We start from the raw sequence: 20302 nt of genomic DNA, 5'->3' as shown, positions 1-20302 counted from the left end.
TACACTTTTTAAACTGACCAATAAAAAAGGCGCGGTGTACACCTAAAGTACATATACCCGCGCCTATTCTTATTTTGGTTATGTCATTATTTAAAACGAGTAATTTACGCTAAAGCGAACATATCTAGGTGTTTGCCATGCGGTCGGTAGACCATAATTTGGATTGACATCAGGATTTGTTGGATCAGCCGAGCTCTCATCATCGTATATTTCATTAACTTCTGTAACACGGTCGTTGTTAAGCAAATTGAAAATATCAGCTCGAACTACCAATGTTTGCTCTTCGCCAATATCAATATTATAAGACGCTGAAACGTCGATTGAGTAATAGCTGCTCGTACGGCCACGCGAGCCGCGAGGCGCTGGCTCACCACCGGCAAAAAACGACTCTGAATCATAAGCTTGAGCAAAAAGATCGGTAGGATGATAGCCAAATGCATTTATAGGGCGGCCAGTCCAAAGCTGTAAGTTTGCCCCAAGGGTTAAATCTTCAGTCACGGCATAAGCACCGTAAAGTTTAACTTGATGACGTCTGTCATTAGGTAGGTCACCATAAGCGTTATCAAGCAAGCCAGGCTGGTCAAATAACGTTGTTAAACCTGCATCATCCTGTCCGTTATCTGAGCGTACATAACCTTCGTTATTACCCCAGCTATGTGACCACGTATACGCTGCGTTAAGCATCCACACACCGTCCCATGCTCTCTGCCACATAAAGTCTACCGCTGCATATTTACGAATTGAATCAGGGTAGCCCAAGTCTTCAGCTGCTAGGTCCATGTAGACTAACTCACCTTCAGCACCCGGCAACTCGGTAGTACCAATACGCATATCAGAATTAGGGTTTGTTAGTACATACTGGTGGAATCCATCCCAGATATCAGATACATCACCGTAACCATTTGCTGCCGCCCACTCAATAACAGCCGCATCAATTGCCATATCTTCTATAGTGGTCGAAAGCTCACGATATGTACCTTGAATTGACATGCTCCATTCGTCGCTCAATTGGAATTGGTAACCTGCGATAAATTCATCCGAATACATTGAATCCAAGTTCTGATCTACAATTTCATCCGGTGATTTTGCGGTACCGTCAGCGAATACATCATCAGGCTGGGTTTTAGCGCCCGTCAGATTAGGGATACCCAAGGCTTCATCAGCGAAACCTTCAAACTCGTAGTATTCTTGAGTATAAGTTTCCGCGCCTGCTAGACGAATATTCGTGTTTGCAGCAATAGGTAAGTAGTATCTGCCGTAGCTTGCCCATGCTTTGGTCTCGCCGTCACCGAATACGTCCCATACTGCGCCTAGACGAAGTGCCCACTGGTTGTCAAGTTTGGCGAAAGACTCACCGTCAGCATTAAAGTTTTCAAACGTATCGTTGCGAATACCAGCGTTAATGACCAAGGTGTCAGTAACCTGCCATTGGTCTTGAACATAAAAAGCAAAGTTTTTTGAGTCGAACTGGCCACCTACGTTATAGTCGCGATAACGGACCTGATAAATTTCTTCGTTGGCAGCATCACTGTCATCTACGTAATACAGATAATAAGCGCCACCCGAGTTAACTGTGTTGCTGTTTGAAGTAAGTTTTTCGTAGTCTACACCAAATCGTACCGAGTGGTCGCCCGCATACCAATCTGCGTCTAATCGAATAACTTCACGCTCATCATCACCTTGCTCCGCGGTGAAATTAGCCCATGTGTTTGTAGGAACAAATGACGCTGTGCTGTCATAGCGGTAATAAACTACTGGGTTGCCATCTAGCTCGCTTCGTACAGTTCTGTCTTGTTTGTTAATGCCATACTGAGCAGAAATTGAGAAGTCATCATTAATAATGCTCGTCCACTTGGCAGTGTAGTTTAAGCCGCCTTCGTCTTCATAACCTACACGTCCATTAGTATATTCACCGGCGTCAACAGAATCATAAGTCGTGATTTCTGTCGAGCGCTCATCAGAGAATGCCGTGATTTCTAAAATGTTATTTTCCGTAACATACCAGTCAAGTTTGGCAACCCAGAATGCATCATCATCTTTTTCAAAATAACCATTCTGAAGTACACCGCCAGAGGTATTTGTCTGTTCACCTGCATAGTTGTTTTCCGCTGAGCGTGGGTTAAATAATGCATAGAAGAACAACTTATCTTCAATTAGTGCACCGCTTGCCCATACGTTGACATCCCATTCATCAACCTCATCTTGCGTATTGTCAATTCGGTACAAGCCATTTACGTTGTTGCGTGAAGAATCACGCTGTTCACGGAGTGCATCTGGTTCCCAGTAAAAGTTGGCACCCGCTTTGAATTCGTTAGTACCACTTTTGGTTTTAGCGTTGATAACACCGCCTGTTACACGTCCAAACTCTGCTGAATAACCACCCGTTTTTACTTCAAAGGTTTCGTACATATCAAACGGTGGCTCACTTGATCCCACGCCAGTACGGAAGTTAGTGATATTTAACCCATTAATGTAGTAACCATTTTCGCCCACAGACGCGCCGCCAATTGAAGGCAAATCTCCAAATGCTGAGTCACCCTGAGTAGTACCTGGTGCTAATAGCGCTACAGAAGTCAGGTTACGTGGAACCGGTACTCTATCTAACGTTACGCTATCTACTACGATACCAGTACTTGAACTCGTCACGTCAACCATGGCAATAGTGGTGCCAGTAACCTCAATACGCTCTACGTCATCGCTTGCAAGACGCATATCTAGATTTGTTTTGCCGCTAATACCAACTTTTACAGATTCTTGAATGGTAGTACGAAATCCATTCTTTTCGGCGGTAACTTTGTAGTTACCAGCAGGAAGTAATGGGAAGCGGAAGTTTCCTGACTCATCACTTTGTACAGAGCGTGTAAGACCCGTATCTAAGTTTTCGATGGTAACAGTAACATTGGCAAGGCTGCTGCCATTTACTTGAACAGATGTTCCCTGAATAGAGCCATTGGTGTTATTTGCTAAAGCTGGTGCAATTGCACCAATTGACAGTGCAACTGCTAATGCAACTGCACTTCTCTTGATTTGATACATGTACGTATTCCCTGGTTAGTCTCGATTTAGTATTAAGCTTTTATGAAAAATCAATTAAGCCAATCTAAATCATTGTATTTATTATAGATAACAAATATTATCCAAAAGGATAATTGACTATACAGAGCAGAGTAATCAACTCATTTGAGGACAAGTTGCGACGAAACGATTCTTTTGAGCGATTACCCGTAGAACTCGCCTCAGCTTTACGATAAACAACTGATATAAATGCATTTTTACGCATATCAACGTTTACTGCAAATAAAAACCTAACTGCTTTCTTACAGATTCAGGTAACTCAGGCAACGCACTTTTAGGCAGTAAAAATGTTGCCATGTTAAAAAAGTCTAAATAGATACGATTAGACTCAGTAGTTTTCTTTAGATAATGGTGCCCAGAAGACCCCCCGGTCCCAATCTTAGTGCCCAACATGCGCTGCACCATCATTGCATGACGGTAGCGCCAGATAGTGAGTTGCTCGTCTATTTCAGTTAATGCAGTAATAAGTTGAAACGGAAGATTAAAGATAGGCTCTTCTGAATACTGCTTTATAAATAACGCAGACAATAGCGCCTTATGATTAAGCCGGAACTTATCTTCACCTCGTAGCTTTTCGAATTTCGCTTCGTCAAACAGGGCGTCGAAGTTTTCCGTAGTGGCTTGAAGGTCTTTCAGTTCCTGGCGTTTTTCGGTTTCCGACAACATATCACTGGTAGAAATGGTGTGGTGGTCATCTTTCAACATCTCTTCAGCTGCACTTTTGTAGTATTGCCAAAAATCGAACCCTTCTGTTTTTAATAGCGGCATTCTAGATAGCCAGTTATCGACCAGTTCAAACAAACTTGGTTTGCTCTCGAGGCTCTCTAGTAGCGCCCTATCTTTATCGGTCAGTCGGTTATAAAAGCTTTGCTTATCGAAATCGATTCTAAAATCGCGTTTTAAACCAAGAGAAATTTCTAAGCGTTTAAACTGAATACTTTGGAAACCAGACGCAGGTACTAGGTAATCTCGAAATGACAAAAACTGCTGTGGCGTCATGGTTTCCATAATAGCAATTTGATCATTCATTAATTTTTGTATTTGTATGACTCGCTGGAGTCTATGTACAACGAGAGTTAACTGCTGATCTTTTACCGTTTCTTGGTTAAAGGTATCAATAACGGCATTGAGTTCGTGAAGAACCTGTTTAAACCACAGTTCGTAAACTTGATGTACGATGATAAATAGCATCTCTTCGTGCGCAGCATCACCGTATTTTTCACTCTGCAATTCTTGTGCGCCCAATACTTTGTCTAAATGTAAGTAATCGCCGTAATAGCAGGGCTCTATATTCTTTTTCATTTTAGTGCTGCCTTAATACTGGTTTTAACTAGGTAATTCTACCACCGTCACCTCGACATCCCCAGAATACAAGCTATATATTATAAGGTTACATAGCTTAGGGCATTTTCGTATCGCGGTGGGCGTAAACGAATGTATCCATTCCAAGCTTGAAGGGTTTGTATAAGCTAAAGATTCTTTTATGCTAGAGGCTTCTTGCGCAACTTATTGCTCGCATAATATTCAAACCGCTAAAGCAAGATGCTTACAAAAACTATAAGGGGAACGAAGGTGAAACTAGATGATGACATTCACAACTATTATGAACATCTTGTATTAGAAAGGATAAGTAAGCTTGGGCTTGATAAAACGAAAAGTCCCGACTATTTGGCCGACTTATGTTGTCTTGCGTTAAATCAGGTTCCACCTCGCTATATTCGATATGAGGTCGACATGGCATTTTATCTGCCGCAAAGTGAACGCAATCAGATGGAAATGAATGTTGAGCACGCAATAAGCAAGGGTTTGAAATATTTAGACGAAACTGAAAAAAGCAAAAAAGACAAAATAGAAGAAGCAGAGTAAATAGTTGGGTGGCGGGCCTCCAGCCACATCCCGGCACATGAGTCGTCTGCTGCGGCTGCTCCCTTCCAGGCCTGACCGGGTTCACAGAGTATCATTGCGGGAGGACCAAAAGCCCACCATAGAAACTCGCATTCTAAGCAAAGTCATTCGCCCCTGCCTGAGTGCGGGGCGCATTATGACTATTTGGCTTTGAGTTTTCAACCCTTTATAGAAAATCTCTCTTCAGCAATAAGGTTTGCAACACGGTTAGTCGCGGCGCCCTCTAGCTCTGCGCGGGTATAAATTTCTTTTAGCGTTTCGCCAATTTGTTCAATATGTGTGCGAAGTGCTTCGTTAGAACTTGACTCCATACGCTGATGGAAGATGTCGATAACCCCACCCGCATTGATTACGTAATCTGGTGCGTACAAGATACCGCGTTGCTGAAGCAATTCACCAATATCTTCCCGTGCCAGCTGATTATTAGCTGCACCAGCAATCACTTTTGCTTTTATTGCCGGTAGTGTCTGATCGTTTATCGCGGCACCTAATGCGCACGGCGCTAACACGTCAACGTCTAAACTCAAAATTTCTTCTGGTGCCACTGCAGTTGCGCCAAATTCAGCCACCGCTTTTTCAACGCCTTCCGGATAAATATCAGCGACATACAGTTCAGCGCCCTGCTCGTGTAAGTGCTTGGCAAGTCGATACCCAACGTGTCCCATTCCTTGGATGGCCACACTGACGCCATCCAAGCTGCGCTTCAAGCCATACTCTACGGTAGCCTTTAAACCAACAAACACGCCATAGGCAGTCGACGGTGCAGGGTTTCCATCTGGAACTTCACCGGCGTAGTGATACTGCGCTTTAACACCCGCAATGTAGTCAGACTCCGTTGCCATTGTTTGCAAATCTGTTACAGAAATACCTGAGTCCTCGGCGGTGAAGTATTTGCCACCCAATGACTCTACAAACTTACCCATTGCTTTCATCATTTCTGGCGATTTGGCTTTACGAGGATCGCCGATTATCACCGACTTGCCGCCGCCAAGCTCTAAGTTAGCCATTGCGGCTTTGTAAGTCATTCCCTTAGATAATCTCAGTACGTCGGTCAACGCTTCACCGCTATTGACATAAGGCCACATTCGACAGCCGCCAAGTGCAGGGCCAAGATTAGTGTTGTGTACAGCAATAATGGCACTCAGGCCCGCCTTCTCGTCGTGATAAAACGCAACATGCTCGTGATTATCGAACTCTGGGTGATCAAAAACTGACATATTTTCCCTATTAATACTGTAATGAGTTAAAGCTTACCCAAGCCAGAGCTGTCACGAATTCTAAACAGTGCTCGTTTGGGTCAATGTGAGAGTATGATAACGATTTGCGATACACTTGGCGCCTTTGAGTCGGCCTCGCAAACATCGACTACATTTTGCCAAGTGTATCTGATTGCTCTGAGGACAGGCCTTGCAAAGTTTGTTAATGAATTTTACAAACTGAAACGCAATAGATTTGAATACTATTTTTCTAGGACAGTTATCCTAGAATTTTTTTTGATATATAATAAACATCATAAAAACGACGGAAACAGTGTTAATGAAATTGGATAAGTTTGACCGTGAGATTTTACGTGTACTTCAGCAGGACGCCACGGTATCAATGGCAGATTTAAGTCAGCGTGTTGGATTGTCACATACGCCATGCTGGCGCCGCGTAAAAAGAATGGAAGCCGACGGAATTATCTTAGGTAAAGTTACCTTGCTAAACAGCAAAAAACTTAATTTAGGCGTATCAGTCTTTATCTATGTCACGCTTAAAAACCATGACGGTGACTCACTGACCGACTTTGAAAATGCAGTTCAGAACATTGATGAAATAGTAGAGTGCCACACCACTAGCGGCGAAAAAGACTATTTGCTGAAAGTGATAGTGGAAAGTATTGAAGAGTACGAATTCTTACTTAAAACGAAGTTGACGCATCTGCCACTTGTGGACCACCTAAGTTCAACATTTGCATTGAAGCAAGTGAAAAACACCACCGAACTTCCCATTAAGCGACAGTAGTAAAAAATTATGGGGTTAGAGTCACGACTCTGCCCCCATCACTCAAGTTGCGTCTGCTTGGTTTTCAGGCCGTGCCTGTTCAAATGCACTCAACTCGTTACAGTTTTTCACAATTTTACTAATTAGCGGATAGCGACTCATATCCACATTAAAGCGCTGTGCATTATACACTTGCGGCACTAGGCATATGTCAGCCAACGTCACGTCGAAATCAAAGCAATATTTACCCGCTTGAGTTTGTAAGCGTTTTTCAATGCCATCAAAACCAAGCGTGATCCAGTGAGCGGCCCATTTAGCTACATCGTCTTGACATGCATCGAAATGCCCCTTTAGGGCGTTTAACACGCGAAGGTTGCCAATCGGCTGAATATCACAAGCGATATCTTGCGCCAACGCTCTCACTCTCGCCCGATCTGTTAAGTGCTCTGGCACTAGCCTGTGTTCACTTTCGTATCTCTCATCAAGATATTCAATGATGGCTAATGACTGATTAAGTATAATATCTTCGTCTTCGTCGACGAAAGTTGGAACAAGGCGTGCGGGGTTCAGCCGTGAATACTCACTGCTATGCTGTTCACCACCATTATTTACAAGATGTACTGGTACGTACTCATATTCAACACCTTTTAGGTTAAGCGCAATGCGTGCTCGATACGAAGCAGTTGAACGCCAATAGCCGTATAGTTTTATGCTCATGTACTCACCACTTATCAAATGAGTGTTCAAGAAGCGCCTGCTCGCACTTGTTTATCTGCAGTCAACTTCCTTCATTAACAATAGTGCGGAAAACAACAGTGCGTTTTTATGGTGAAACCTATTTACCCACTCAAATGCTTGTATCCGCCTAATTCAACCTGCTAAGTTGTTAACTCAGTGGTTTTACCTGCTGTTCGATCGCACCAAATACTGAGTTACCTTCTCTATCAAGCATTTCAATGCGAATGCGATCGCCAAACTGCATGAAAGGCGTGGAAGGTTTTCCGTCGCGAATGGTTTCAATCATTCGAACTTCAGCAATACATGAATAACCCACCCCGCCTTCACTAATTGCTGAACCGTGATCAGTACCTTGCTTATTTGAAACCGTGCCTGAGCCAATGATAGCGCCTGCACCTAGGTTTCTGCTCTTCGCTGCATGTGCAACTAATTGACCAAAATCAAATGTCATGTCCTGACCCGCTTCTGGCTTGCCAAACAATTCACCGTTATAGGTTGAGCGTAAAGGCAGGTGAACTTTACTCTCTTTCCACACATCGCCTAACTCATCTGGTGTTACTGCCACAGGAGAGAAGCTAGAAGCAGGTTTTGATTGAAAGAAGCCGAACCCTTTCGCTAGTTCGCCAGGTATCAACCCTCTAAGCGAGACATCGTTAACCAGCATAACAAGGCGGATACGCTCTGAAGCTTGCTCTGGTGAACACGCCATCGGAACGTCATCGGTGACAACCGCTACTTCCCCTTCAAAATCTATTCCCCAGTCATCGCTTGGCAATATAATGTCATCAAGAGGTCCGATAAAATCGTCTGAACCACCTTGATACATCAACGGATCAGTCCAAAAGCTTTCCGGCATTTCTGCATTTCTTGCTTTTCTCACAAGCTCTACGTGATTCACATAAGCACTTCCGTCAGCCCATTGATAAGCCCTTGGCAGCGGTGACTCGCAGCGAGACGCGTCAAAGGGTACGCTGTCGCACGTGTTATCATTGAGTGCTTGGTATTTCATCTGGAGCTGAGGTGCAATCTCTTTCCAGTTATCCAATGCTTGCTGCATCGTTTTCGCAATGTCTTGTGCACTGCACGCGCGAGAAAGATCCTTAGACACTACCATCAGGCAGCCATCGCGGGTTTCATTTTTGTAGGTCGCTAATTTCATTGTTCTTTCCTCGACGAATAATTTACTTTCTGCGCTTATAGCTTGAGTGTTAGTTCAATTGACCTGAACAACAAATTTGATGCTTCAGCCCACCAGCTCTGTGCATAAGCGTTAGTTTTCTAGGTATAGTTATGCCACTAGTGGGTATAACTTGAGAAGTGTTAGAGCGACGAAGTTTTATTTCGCTGTAAGAAAGGATGTACGCGTTACACCACCAGTCATATAGATATGGCACAGCAGGCTTGCTGTACAGGCAATGTAAATTTTTCGTAACAGGTAATGTTGTTGTGCTATTCAATTAAAAAGGACAATAACGAAACGCGCTGACCCTAGCCAAATAACAAAGGTCAGCACATGGATGAGTTAAAGCTTAACCGTCGCTTTGTTGATGCCGTACTCTCGCAGCTTGTTCGCAATAGCAGTATGGCTCAAGCCTAGCTTTTTGGCTAATTGGCGAGTACTCGGATAGGAAGGATACAATCGCTTGAGCAGGTCCTTCTCAAATTTCTTCACTTCCTCATCTAATGTTCCGTCAAAGTTTTCATCTATATAGGTAACACTAGGGGCACAGCTTGGAAGTTGAATATCTTCTTTCGTTATTTCCTTCCCATCAAGCAGTGACAACGCGCGATATAATGCATTTTGCAGCTGTCTTACGTTGCCGGGCCATGGGTACTGCTGCAGAAAATCAACGCATGATTTACTCAGCTTCGCAGGGCGACGGCCTAGCTTTGTGCTGTGTTGGACAATAAAAGATTCGGCAAGAGGCACGATATCTTGTCTTCGGTCTTTTAATGATGGCATAACTAGACTTAGTACATTTAAGCGGTAGTAGAGTTCTTTTCTAAATCTCCCTTCTTCTACAAGTTGACCTAAATCACGACAGGTAGTGCAAATGAATCGAACATCTACCTTAACGGGCTCAGAATCTCCTACTCTTCTAAATTCACCATCTTCAAGAACGCGCAGTAATTTGGCCTGAAGCTGTGAAGACATATCCGCTATTTCGTCAAGTAATAAAGTACCTCCTTTCGCCTGCTCCAGCAGACCTACTTTTGCGTTTGGCTGGTTAAATGCGCCCGCTGCATAACCAAATAACTCAGTTTCTGCCACACTATCAGGTAATGACGCACAGTTAAGCGCTAAAAACGCACCTTCGCTGCGGCGGCTAGACTGATGGCATGCTCTAGCAATCATTTCTTTACCCGTTCCTGTTTCGCCGAATATTAGAATAGGAGCGTCTAAATCAGCGATTCGCTTCGCTTCATGAACGACGCGTTTCATAAACGGAGATTGAGTAATAAAGCGATCAAAACTGTCGGTGGGCGACTGGTGAAAAGCAGTAAATTGTTGACCAAGGCGCATTTCTGATTTCAAGATAACTACCGCACCCGCCATGATCATATTTTGCTCACCATCAGGTACAGTTATAGGCAGCATATCGGCAAGATAATCCTGCTGAATGAACTTCACTTTTGAAGATTGTGGGCCTGGTGACTTTCCATCCATCCACTTAGTAAAGTTGAATCCCTTAACAGCCTCGGTGATCTCTGTACCTACAATTTCACTGCTTGGCATCTCAAGCCCAGCACTTACCGCTTCGTTACACAGTAAAATGTTACCTTTAGCGTCAATAGAGAACACAGGGTCGGGCAGCGTTCTTAAGATCGCGGACAGCTGATTTTTTTCACGCTCGCCTGGCATGAAAAGGGTCGTCTTCACATCATCGATCCCATCAATACGACGAATTTGAGGCATAAGATGTTGAAAATCTGCAAATTCAATATTGGGAAAATTAAGGAAAATTTTACCTGCGGGATCAATTTCAATACCGCGTAAGTCTATTTCTTTAGTAACGAGAATATCTAAAACATCTTGGGTAATACCAAGACGGTCCTGACAGCTTATTTCTAGACGCATAGAGTGTTATAGCTTCATTGTAAACATATTTGTACAGAATATCATACTTTTACAAAAAGATAACAAGATAAATGTTACAGATGATTAAATTTGTGCAGAAAAAATCAGTAAAGACGCTCAGAGCAAGGAGTAATGGGCTAAGCAATGCCTTCAAACGCGAATACCGCTTCAATGAGCGGCATCGTATATAAAACACATTTATTTAACAATAGTGTTAGCTAGCTTTTTTCTCTTTAGGAGGGAAAAGCGGGGAAAATAGCCCTAGGGATTTAGCTTTTTCCACAAGCGCCATGATATCCATTTCGGCTAATTCAAAGAGATGGTCAAACTCAGGCAGAACGTAATATAAAGGCTGCATAATGTCGATGCGATAAGGTGTTCGAAGCGCATCAATTGCAGTAAGCGGGTTACGCAATGGAGTGTCGCTGTCCAATGCATATATGGTTTCGCCAGGTGAAGATAAGATGCCGCCGCCATATATCTTAAGTTCATCCCTCGCGCGCACCAACCCAAACTCTACTGTGAACCAATAAAGGCGCGCCAAATAGACTCTATCTTCTTTGCTAGCAGCTAAACCCAACTTGCCGTACGTGTGGGTAAAGTGGGCAAATGCTGGATTCGTTAATAACGGACAATGGCCAAACACTTCGTGAAAAATGTCGGGCTCTTGCAAGTAGTCAAATTCTTCGCGAGTACGAATAAAGGTTGCCACAGGGAACTGCTTATTCGCCAACAGCCTAAAGAACTCACCAAAATTAATTAATGCTGGTACTTCGGCTGTTTGCCACCCGGTTTTCTCCATCAATACTTTATTGATGTCTGGCAGCTGTGGAATTGCTTTTTTGTTTAGTTTCAACAAGTCGAGACCATCCAAGTATTCTTGGCACGCTCTTTCTTTCACCAGCGGAATTTGTCTCTGATAGAGTTCAGACCAAATCTGATTCTCTTCATCTGACCAATGGATAATGCCATTTTCATCAGATTGTCTCGACTGGTATTGCGTTGATTTTGGCATAACTTCTGTAACCAATAGGTGTTTGATAACTGCCTATCAGTCTAATGAAATTCGCGACGTCGAAAAGTGCAAGCTCTCACTGGGCTTTCGTTTCACCTGTAACAAGAATTTTACATTGAAATTTAAAGTCATTGATTTAAAAGAAAAAACCGCTCTCCATGAGCGGTTTCAACTTGAAACGTTTGTGAAGTTTAATGCCAATTAAAGACGACTAATTTCTTTATTAAGTTGGTATTCTCGAGACGTTACATATGTTTCCATTTTGCGAAGGCGAACTTCAGCTTTTTCAAAGCGATTGCGAATATCATGAAATGCTTGCTTGGGTGGCTCACCCGCTTGCCACACTTTCGTCTTCACTTCGACTTTTGAGCTTTTTACCTGACCACCGTTAGGATTTGTCCAACCTTTACCCTTTGAAAAAACAGGTTGTGCTGGCGCATTTTTCAACCCAATGGGCTTCTTATCAAGAATGAACCAAGCTGCAATATAAGCAACAAAGATGAAAGGTCCAGCCAACAAAAAGAAACCTGTTACTACTAAAATTCGAACTAACCAGGTTTCAAGGCCAAAATACTCGGCTACCCCTGAACAGACGCCTGCAATCCTTGCATTTTCTGGATTTCGATAGAGCTGTTTACCATTTCTCATGCTCTATTCCTCCACTCAGGCGCCTCGCTATCCAAAATGGCCTCTAATGTCTCAATTCGCTCACTCATTTTCTCAGCTTTCTCGGCTAGGTCTTGTAAGGATGCATGCTCTTCCGCACTCAATCCTTGGTTGACCTGCTTTTTACTGCGGTAGTGTAAAATTAGCCATATGGGAGCTACGAATATTGAGAACACCACAAGGGGCATAACCAACACTGCAATTGTACCTTCATCCATCTCAATCTCTCCTACAAACTCTGATGTAACTACCCTCCTTCCAATTTAACATCAGGAGGGTACACACTATTCTTATTATTCTGATTTTTCAGTGCTTTTATTCGCACCTTTAACCTTCGCTTTCAGCGCCGCAAGTTCGTCTTCCACTTTATCGCTAGCCTCTAACTCGGCAAACTCGTCTTGCAGTGTCTTTTTACCTAAATCATAGGCTTCTACTTGGGATTCAAGATCATCGATCTTACGCTCGTACTGCTCAAACCGTCCCATCGCATTATCAACTTTAGTGCTATCTAGCGTCTTTTTCACTTCAAGACGTGAGCTAGCCGTTTTCTGGCGCATAATAATCGCTTTCTGACGATTCTTGGCATCCGCAAGTTTTTCTTGAAGCTGGCTAATTTCATCTTGAAGCTTGCTGATTTGTTCTTCAACAACGGCCAATTCTTTACTGAGCGCTTCTGCAGCTTCTGCAGACTTTTTCTTTTCTTGCAGCGCAGCGCGTGCTAAGTCTTCTCTATCTTTGCTTAACGCTAGTTCTGCTTTTGCTTCCCAATCATTTGCATCGCTTTCATACTTTGCAATTTGATTCGCTATTTCCTTTTTATTGGCTAAAGTTTTTGCAGATGCAGAGCGCACCTCAACCAATGTGTCTTCCATTTCCTGAATGATTAATCTAACCATTTTCTCAGGATCTTCGGCTTTGTCTAAAATCGCATTAATGTTCGAATTCACAATATCTGTAAAACGCGAGAAGATACCCATAATAATTACCTCTTGCTAAAAATGGTAAGTGTTAGAAAACACCACACTTGATAAATAGGTTACTCTTGGTATAGGTAGTATTCAATATACTTGCCAACTTTCTGTCGATGCTAACCTACTATTTTTTATACATTTTTCACGCAGACAAATAATACTCGTTTATCAATTTATTTTGTTCTACACTATTAATTGGTCGAAATGACTAATTTTTGAGGGATTTAATGAGTAGGTATCGACAGCAAGACAATTTACTTGGCCAAGCAAATAGTTTTCTAGAAGTTTTAGAGCAAATTTCACAGATTGCACCGCTAGACAAACCCGTTCTCGTCATCGGCGAACGAGGCACTGGTAAAGAGCTGATTGCTGCGCGCCTGCACTTCTTATCAAAACGCTGGGATCAAAACTATATTAAGCTAAATTGCGCAGCGTTAAGCGAAAGTTTATTAGAGAGTGAGCTTTTCGGTTATGAAGCAGGCGCGTTTACTGGCGCGTCAAAACGTCGTGAGGGCCGTTTTGAAGTCGCTCATAACGGTACCTTGTTTTTGGACGAGCTGGCTAACACATCAGGTCTCATTCAGGAAAAGCTACTGCGTGTCGTTGAATACGGTGAATTTGAGCGAGTTGGCGGCAGCAAATCAGTAAAAACTGATGTTCGCCTTATTGCAGCGACAAACGAGGATTTACCGGCTCTTGCTGACGCTGGTGAGTTTCGCGCCGACCTTTTGGATCGACTTGCGTTTGACGTTATTACTATCCCTCCTCTTCGCGAACGTCGTGAAGACATCATGATGTTAGCTGAAAATTTTGCTATTAATATGGCCCGCGAAATGGAGATGGAGTTATTTAGCGGATTTACCGAGAAAGCCAAACGCACGCTACTTGACTATGATTGGCCTGGTAACATACGTGAGCTCAAAAACGTGGTCGAGCGAGCGGTTTACAGAACCAACAACCCTCATCTTCCAGTACATGAAATAGTGCTTGACCCTTTCGAGTCTGTCTATCGTCCAAAGAGCAGAGTAAAAACAAACGACAGAGTGAGCACATCAGACTCGGTTAGCAAAAAAGTACAGACAGACACACCATTTGTTGGCGAGCGGACAGAAAATGTCGACGTTACTCCGCGTGCCCCAGCTCCAAAGCAAGAAATTGTAGAATATCCCATAGATTTGAAAGAACGCTCTCAACAACATGAGATAGATATGATAAAACAGGCACTTGCTGATAGTCAGTTTAATCAAAAGAAAACCGCTGAAAAATTGAGCCTAACTTATCATCAGCTACGAGGCTATCTCAAAAAATATAACTTATTAGATTCTTCCGCTGAAAACGTTGAGGCGTAAAGCATGTCCCTTGGTTTGGTAACGCGTTTGTCATTGTGTTTATGTACGGCGCTTCTCGTTGCATCTTGTGCTAAACAAAATAAGCAAGCGTTTTACAATACAGGCATAATTTACTGCTCTGAAAGCAATCCAGTTACTTTTAACCCCCAGCTCGATACATCAAGTACTACCTCGGATGCCTCGTCTCACCAACTGTACGATAGGCTGCTCGATTTCGATCCGGGCTCAGGTCGCATTGTGCCAAGCTTAGCGAGTAGTTGGTTGGTAAGCGATGATGGACTTACCTATGCTTTTCAGCTTCGCAGAGACGTTTGGTTTCACAAAACAGGCTATTTCAAACCAACACGGAATTTCAATGCCGACGACGTTATTTTTAGCATAAACCGATGGCGTTTGCGTTCGCATCCTTATCACTATGTATCAGGCGGGCGTTATCCGTATTTTGAAAGTATTGGTCTTGCTCAAAATATTGAATCGGTAGAGCGTGTCAACGGCTATCGCGTTGAAATAACGCTTAAACAACGCGATAGCTCATTTTTATCAAATTTAGCCACAGACTTCGCCGTAATTTTGTCAGAAGAATATGCCGACGCGCTTGCAAAGGCCGGAACACCGAGCCAAATTGACGAACTTCCTATTGGCACCGGGCCATTTAAATTTTACAGCTATCGCAAAGATCACTTTATTAAGTATCAACGCCATGACAACTATTGGCGCATACAAGCAATGGAAGAAAAAAAGCCGGAAACGCCCGTGGTCGAGCAACTCATTTTTGATATAACCCCACGAAGCTCACTTAGATTGGCCAAGCTAATGACTGGGGAATGTGACGCAACAGCGTTTCCTGCACAAACTGAGCTTGAAGTGATTCGCACCGAAAGTGACCTGACACTAGCCGAAAAACCGGGCCTTAACATTGGCTTTTGGGCCTTTAACACCCAACGCCCGCCATTTGACAACCCTGATGTAAGACGGGCACTCGCTGCCGCTATTGATAAGAACACCCTATTAGAAGCGGTGTATTTCGATAGCGCTACGCGAGCGAAAACATTGTTGCCTGCGGCAAGTTGGGCGTTTCAAAATGATGCTGATGACACGGCCTACAATCCGGTATTGGCACGTAAATTACTGGCTGATGCAGGTGTAGCGCCTGGATTTTCAATGACGATATGGGCTATGCCCGTAGAACGCGCGTACAACCCAAACGCGAATAAAATGGCTGAGCTTATTCAGCGCTACCTTCGCGACGTTGGTGTAGAGGCCACTATTGTAAGCTACGATTGGACTACATTCAGGCGCCATCTTCAAGAAGGTCTGCACGACTCAGTATTAATTGGCTGGTCTGCGGATAACGGTGATCCTGATAATTTTTATCGCCCCCTTTTGAGCTGCGGCGCCATACCATCGGGCACAAACCGGGCGATGTGGTGTAACGACGACTATGATAAGCTGCTCAATGAAGCCCTTCAAACCGATGATATTGAAGAACGTACCGCTATTTATAAACAAGTGAATCGTTTATTATACGAGCGTCTTCCTTTGGTGCCCATTGCCCATGCCTATCGCTATCAAGCATACAGAAATGAACTACAAGGCATGACAATAAACCCCTTCGGTGGTGTGCGTTTTGGCGGGGTAGAAAAAACACTGTGATCCAGATTCTCGTAAGATACTGCACTTTATTTATATTAACGCTTTTAGTGTTAACAATTATTTCGTTTTCACTCGCATACCTTTTCCCAGGCGACCCCCTCGAAAACTTGACCGGACTTGTGCCTCAAAACGAAATTCAGCGCGCGGCACTTGAAAAACAATTTAAGCTAGACCAGTCCTATGTTTTTCAATTTTTCTACTACGTGGGTAATCTACTGACGGGGGACTGGGGATACAGCTTTACCTCTGGTCTGCCGCTTCGAGAAGAAGTAGGTATTGCCATGCCCGCTACCATAGAATTAGCAACGTATGCGATGTTAATGGCTTTATTTGTTGGAATACCTTTAGGGTATTATGCGGGTATTCGCTGTTATTCAACGTCTGATCATTTAATCAATAGCACTAGTATTACTACCTATTCTTTCCCCGTTTTCTGGTTTGCGTTACTGCTAATTCTCATATTTAGTTTGCAATTAGACGTGGCACCACTATCTGGTCGCATAAGTTTGATTTACGACATAGAACCAATTACGGGCTTTATTCTGTTTGACGTTTTACTGTCAGATATCGAAAACAAATCCTTGGCATTTAAAGATGCCCTATCGCATTTAGCACTACCTACGTTTGCGATTGGTGCTATTACCACGGCTTCAATGATTCGCATAACTAGGCGCTCTGTTATAGATGTCAAGCATCGCCCTTACATTGCGGCTGCCGTGTCACGCGGGCTTTCTAGCTGGCAAATATTCTTCCGTCATATTCTTCGTAATGCGCTGCTTCCTATTTTACCGTTAATGGCCATTCAAATTACTACGCTTATTACGAATGCTATGATTGTTGAAACCCTATTTTCATGGCCCGGTATTGGCAACTGGTTGATTCAAGCCATTTATCAACGAGATTACCCCGCTCTGCGTATCGGTATGATGGCGGTATCTACGGTGGTGATTACCCTAACTATCCTCGTTGATTTATTTAACCGTTTGATTGACCCAAGTAGAGAGAAATACGAACGTGCCACAGTTTAGTTTGTACGAAGAAGAGTTCCATCCATCGCCGTGGCAAAGAACCTGGGCGTCGTTTAAAGCGAGCCACATTTCTATGCTCGGCTTAATCATGCTGGCGCTGTTTGTTGTATGTGCATTGTTCGCTCCTGTCATCACACCCTATGATGCAATAGAGCAAAATATTGATGGGTTATTAATACCGCCAAGCTGGCTAGCTAATGGCTCCATTTCTCATCTTTTTGGCACAGACGCGTTGGGACGAGACTTGTTTACTCGTATTATCTATGGCTGCAGAACTACGTTAGGCTCAGCATTTATCACTGTTGTGCTTGCTATGTTAATGGGCGTAAGTCTCGGAACGCTCGCTGGTATGCTAAGAGGAGTGCGATCCAGTGTGGTTAACCATTTACTCGATGCACTCATGGCTATACCCACCCTCCTTATTGCCATTATTATCGTTGCTATATTGGGTACAGGCTTGGTCAACAGTATGTGGGCAATCACGCTGGCTTTAATTCCTCAGTTTGTACATCACACGCGAAGCTTTGTGCGCGCTGAGATGAAGAAAGACTACATCGTGGCATCCACATTAGATGGCGCTAGCAAATGGCAGCTTTTCGTTCACTCTATTTTACCCAATATGACGGAAATGCTGGTTGTGCAAGGAACCCTTGCCCTTTCTATCGCGGTTATTGATATTTCAGCGCTGGGCTTTTTAAGTTTAGGGGCACAATCACCGTTACCTGAACTAGGCGTTATTCTAGCCGACGGGCTGGATGTAACTTACTTGGCTCCTTGGAACGTAGCCGTCCCCGGCATGACGATATTTTTTGTTGTACTGTCCATCAATATCGTGGGTGACGGCTTGCGTTCTTCACTAAGAAAAAGAGTGAGTCACTAATATGCCGATGCTTGATATCAAAAACCTCACCTTAGAAATGCAGAACGGTGACAGCACTATAAAAGCGTTGGATAAAGTAAATTTGTCAGTGAGTTCAGGCGAGATCCGTGCACTTGTGGGCGAATCGGGTTCTGGTAAGAGTCTTATTGTATCGGCAATCTGTGGAGCGCTGCCAAATCAGTGGAATTTAACCGCCGACCGTATGAGCTGGAATGGAGAAAACCTTTTAGGCATGTCGGTTCAACAACGTCGCGAAGTGATGCGTCGTGAAATCGCGGTGGTTTTTCAAAACCCACAAGCGGCGCTCGACCCGTCGGCAACGTTAGGCGAGCAACTCGAAGAAAGTATTCCTGATGAATTCGTTGAAGGTAGCTGGTTTTGGCAACGTGCGCAGCACAGAAAAAAAATAGCCATAAGCACTGTACACAAAGTGGGGATAAAGCACCACAAGCATTACTTGAGCGCATTCCCCCATCAAATCCCTGCTGATATTGGGCAAAAGTTCATGATAGCAATGGCGCTGGTGTCTCAACCCAAATTACTTATCGCAGATGATCCCACCCGAGGCATGGAGCCCACAACCAAGACGCAGATCCTAAAACTCTTTACGCGTCTTAATCAAACTCGCTCCCTATCCATTTTGTTTGTCAGCCATGATTTGCTTGCCATTGCGAGTATGTCACATTCAATGACAGTGCTTTACGCCGGGCAGACTGTGGAATCGGGAAAAATGAAGCACATTAAGAAGCGCCCGCTTCATCCTTACACCAAAGCATTGCTAGATAGTGCACCGAGTTTCAGAAAAGATTTGCCACCGAAGTCATCACTACCAACCTTAAGCGGCTCTATTCCAACGCTTCAACATTTGCCTATTGGCTGCCGATTAGGGCCACGCTGTCCACGAGCTCAGCGCGCATGTGTACAAACGCCAGCCGTACGAAAAATTCACGATCATAGCTACAGCTGTCATTACCCTCTACATATGGAGAAGCCGTGATGGATATTTTGCAGGTAAAAGATCTTACGTTTATACATAACGAAAAGAAGCGCTGGTTAAAACGGCCTGAAGTATTTCAGCTTGGGCCGGTTAATTTGAGCGTTAAGCGAGGAGAAACTATCGCCATTATTGGTGAAAACCGTTCAGGTAAATCGTTACTTGCAAAATTACTAGTAGGTGCACTGCCCGCCGATGCCGGTGAAATCGAAATAAACACCCACAAGTATTTAGCTAAGTACCAGTCAAAAGATGGGCAGCGAAAACGCACACACGACATTCGGATGATTCTGCAACACAGTGCTGAGTCTATGAATCCGGCAGTGCCCGTTGGCAAAATTCTGGACGAACCTTTACGTTTAAATACAGGGCTAAGTGAAGCCGAACGCAAACCAATTGTTGAAGATATGTTGGTTAAAGTAGGACTTTTACGCGAACACTATTACTTTTACCGTCATATGCTGTCTGATGGACAACAGCAGCGCGTAGCGCTAGCCAGGGCCATTGTATTAAAACCTAAAGTGTTAGTAGCTGATGAACCTTTTGCAGCACTAGACCCTACTATTCGTTCGCAAACCGTAAACCTTATTTTGCAGCTACAACAAGAGTTGGGCTTAGCTTTTATTTTTATTAGCCACAATTTAGGGATTGTGCGCCACATTGCAGATAGAATTATCGTAATGGAAAGCGGCGAAATTGTAGAGGAAGGGAAGACCGAGACCATCTTTAGGTGGCCACAGCATACTCGTACTAAGAAGCTAGTAACCGCATACCAATCGCTAGTGCCTCAAAATACGATAAGATAAAACGCTAGCTTCCATTCTCATAGACGCGAACACTTCTTTCTTTCACGCTGATTTAGCCCATGAAATTGAATGCGCTAGTCATCTTCACTCTAGTCGATATCCTTTGCTGAAATAGTGCTAAAAATTTAAAAAAGGGGCTGTAGATGCCCCTTTTTTAACG

The 20302-nt window shown here is 43.6% G+C and carries 18 protein-coding genes and 1 other RNA gene; 8 read left to right on the top strand and 11 right to left on the bottom strand.

Features of this window, described 5'->3' with window-relative positions; translation table 11 throughout:
- Nucleotides 1-90: 90 nt before the first annotated feature.
- Complete coding sequence (locus ACXAGV_RS13280) at nucleotides 91-3036, bottom strand: TonB-dependent receptor (RefSeq protein WP_474873675.1); 2946 nt, start codon at nucleotides 3034-3036, stop codon at nucleotides 91-93.
- Nucleotides 3037-3288: 252 nt separating this feature from the next.
- Nucleotides 3289-4377, bottom strand: a complete 1089-nt coding sequence (locus ACXAGV_RS13275) for a tryptophan 2,3-dioxygenase family protein (protein WP_474873674.1) — start codon at nucleotides 4375-4377, stop codon at nucleotides 3289-3291.
- Nucleotides 4378-4647: 270 nt separating this feature from the next.
- On the opposite strand from ACXAGV_RS13275, the gene ACXAGV_RS13270 reads away from it, so the two are divergent.
- Entirely contained in the window at nucleotides 4648-4941 is a 294-nt protein-coding gene (locus ACXAGV_RS13270; RefSeq protein WP_474831393.1) for a late competence development ComFB family protein, read from the top strand.
- A 14-nt stretch (nucleotides 4942-4955) separates the two neighbouring features.
- On the opposite strand, the gene ffs is transcribed toward ACXAGV_RS13270, so the two are convergent.
- An RNA gene (gene ffs, locus ACXAGV_RS13265) (signal recognition particle sRNA small type) lies at nucleotides 4956-5052 on the bottom strand.
- An 86-nt stretch (nucleotides 5053-5138) separates the two neighbouring features.
- The gene (locus tag ACXAGV_RS13260; protein WP_474873673.1) at nucleotides 5139-6197 is read right to left on the bottom strand and encodes a Glu/Leu/Phe/Val dehydrogenase dimerization domain-containing protein; all 1059 of its coding nucleotides are present in this window, start codon (nucleotides 6195-6197) and stop codon (nucleotides 5139-5141) included.
- Between the two features lie 319 nt (nucleotides 6198-6516).
- Here ACXAGV_RS13260 and ACXAGV_RS13255 point away from each other — a divergent pair, with 319 nt between their 5' ends.
- Nucleotides 6517-6984 carry an Lrp/AsnC family transcriptional regulator gene (locus ACXAGV_RS13255; protein ID WP_014948689.1) on the top strand — a complete coding sequence of 156 codons (468 nt, stop codon included), beginning with the start codon at nucleotides 6517-6519 and terminating at the stop codon, nucleotides 6982-6984.
- A gap of 42 nt (nucleotides 6985-7026) precedes the next feature.
- On the opposite strand, the gene maiA is transcribed toward ACXAGV_RS13255, so the two are convergent.
- The 7 genes from maiA to pspA all read right to left on the bottom strand — a co-directional run bounded on the left by maiA (nucleotide 7027) and on the right by pspA (nucleotide 13438).
- A complete protein-coding gene (gene maiA, locus ACXAGV_RS13250) occupies nucleotides 7027-7680 on the bottom strand; it encodes a maleylacetoacetate isomerase (RefSeq protein WP_474873672.1) in 654 nt (217 codons plus the stop codon).
- A 169-nt stretch (nucleotides 7681-7849) separates the two neighbouring features.
- Complete coding sequence (locus ACXAGV_RS13245) at nucleotides 7850-8860, bottom strand: fumarylacetoacetate hydrolase family protein (protein WP_474873671.1); 1011 nt, start codon at nucleotides 8858-8860, stop codon at nucleotides 7850-7852.
- A gap of 363 nt (nucleotides 8861-9223) precedes the next feature.
- Nucleotides 9224-10780, bottom strand: a complete 1557-nt coding sequence (gene tyrR, locus ACXAGV_RS13240; RefSeq protein WP_474873670.1) for a transcriptional regulator TyrR — start codon at nucleotides 10778-10780, stop codon at nucleotides 9224-9226.
- Between the two features lie 214 nt (nucleotides 10781-10994).
- Complete coding sequence (phhA, locus tag ACXAGV_RS13235) at nucleotides 10995-11795, bottom strand: phenylalanine 4-monooxygenase (protein ID WP_474873669.1); 801 nt, start codon at nucleotides 11793-11795, stop codon at nucleotides 10995-10997.
- Nucleotides 11796-11996: 201 nt separating this feature from the next.
- Nucleotides 11997-12443: an envelope stress response membrane protein PspC gene (pspC, locus tag ACXAGV_RS13230; protein WP_039222982.1), complete on the bottom strand. Its 447-nt coding sequence runs from the start codon at nucleotides 12441-12443 to the stop codon at nucleotides 11997-11999.
- Nucleotides 12440-12679 carry an envelope stress response membrane protein PspB gene (gene pspB, locus ACXAGV_RS13225; RefSeq protein WP_039222985.1) on the bottom strand — a complete coding sequence of 80 codons (240 nt, stop codon included), beginning with the start codon at nucleotides 12677-12679 and terminating at the stop codon, nucleotides 12440-12442. Before pspB ends, pspC begins: the two co-directional genes overlap by 4 nt.
- Before the next feature lie 75 nt (nucleotides 12680-12754).
- The gene (gene pspA / locus ACXAGV_RS13220) at nucleotides 12755-13438 is read right to left on the bottom strand and encodes a phage shock protein PspA (protein WP_474873668.1); all 684 of its coding nucleotides are present in this window, start codon (nucleotides 13436-13438) and stop codon (nucleotides 12755-12757) included.
- A gap of 221 nt (nucleotides 13439-13659) precedes the next feature.
- Between pspA and pspF the strand changes: the two genes are divergently transcribed.
- Genes pspF through ACXAGV_RS13190 form a run of 6 tightly spaced genes read left to right on the top strand, consistent with a single transcriptional unit; the run spans nucleotide 13660 to nucleotide 20142 of the window.
- Entirely contained in the window at nucleotides 13660-14781 is a 1122-nt protein-coding gene (pspF, locus tag ACXAGV_RS13215; RefSeq protein WP_474873667.1) for a phage shock protein operon transcriptional activator, read from the top strand.
- Nucleotides 14782-14784: 3 nt separating this feature from the next.
- Nucleotides 14785-16434, top strand: coding sequence for an ABC transporter substrate-binding protein (locus tag ACXAGV_RS13210; RefSeq protein WP_474873666.1), 1650 nt, complete (start codon nucleotides 14785-14787; stop codon nucleotides 16432-16434).
- The gene (locus ACXAGV_RS13205; RefSeq protein WP_474873665.1) at nucleotides 16431-17462 is read left to right on the top strand and encodes an ABC transporter permease subunit; all 1032 of its coding nucleotides are present in this window, start codon (nucleotides 16431-16433) and stop codon (nucleotides 17460-17462) included. Before ACXAGV_RS13210 ends, ACXAGV_RS13205 begins: the two co-directional genes overlap by 4 nt.
- The gene (locus ACXAGV_RS13200; protein ID WP_474873664.1) at nucleotides 17449-18342 is read left to right on the top strand and encodes an ABC transporter permease subunit; all 894 of its coding nucleotides are present in this window, start codon (nucleotides 17449-17451) and stop codon (nucleotides 18340-18342) included. The genes ACXAGV_RS13205 and ACXAGV_RS13200 overlap by 14 nt, the downstream gene beginning before the upstream one ends.
- A 1-nt stretch (nucleotide 18343) precedes the next feature.
- Complete coding sequence (locus ACXAGV_RS13195) at nucleotides 18344-19339, top strand: peptide ABC transporter ATP-binding protein (RefSeq protein ID WP_474873663.1); 996 nt, start codon at nucleotides 18344-18346, stop codon at nucleotides 19337-19339.
- A complete protein-coding gene (locus ACXAGV_RS13190) occupies nucleotides 19339-20142 on the top strand; it encodes an ATP-binding cassette domain-containing protein (protein WP_474873662.1) in 804 nt (267 codons plus the stop codon). The genes ACXAGV_RS13195 and ACXAGV_RS13190 overlap by 1 nt, the downstream gene beginning before the upstream one ends.
- Nucleotides 20143-20302 lie beyond the last annotated feature (160 nt).

The organism is Alteromonas sp. ABH4_453 (genome assembly GCF_056160665.1).
This window is presented reverse-complemented; position numbering and strand designations above follow the sequence as displayed.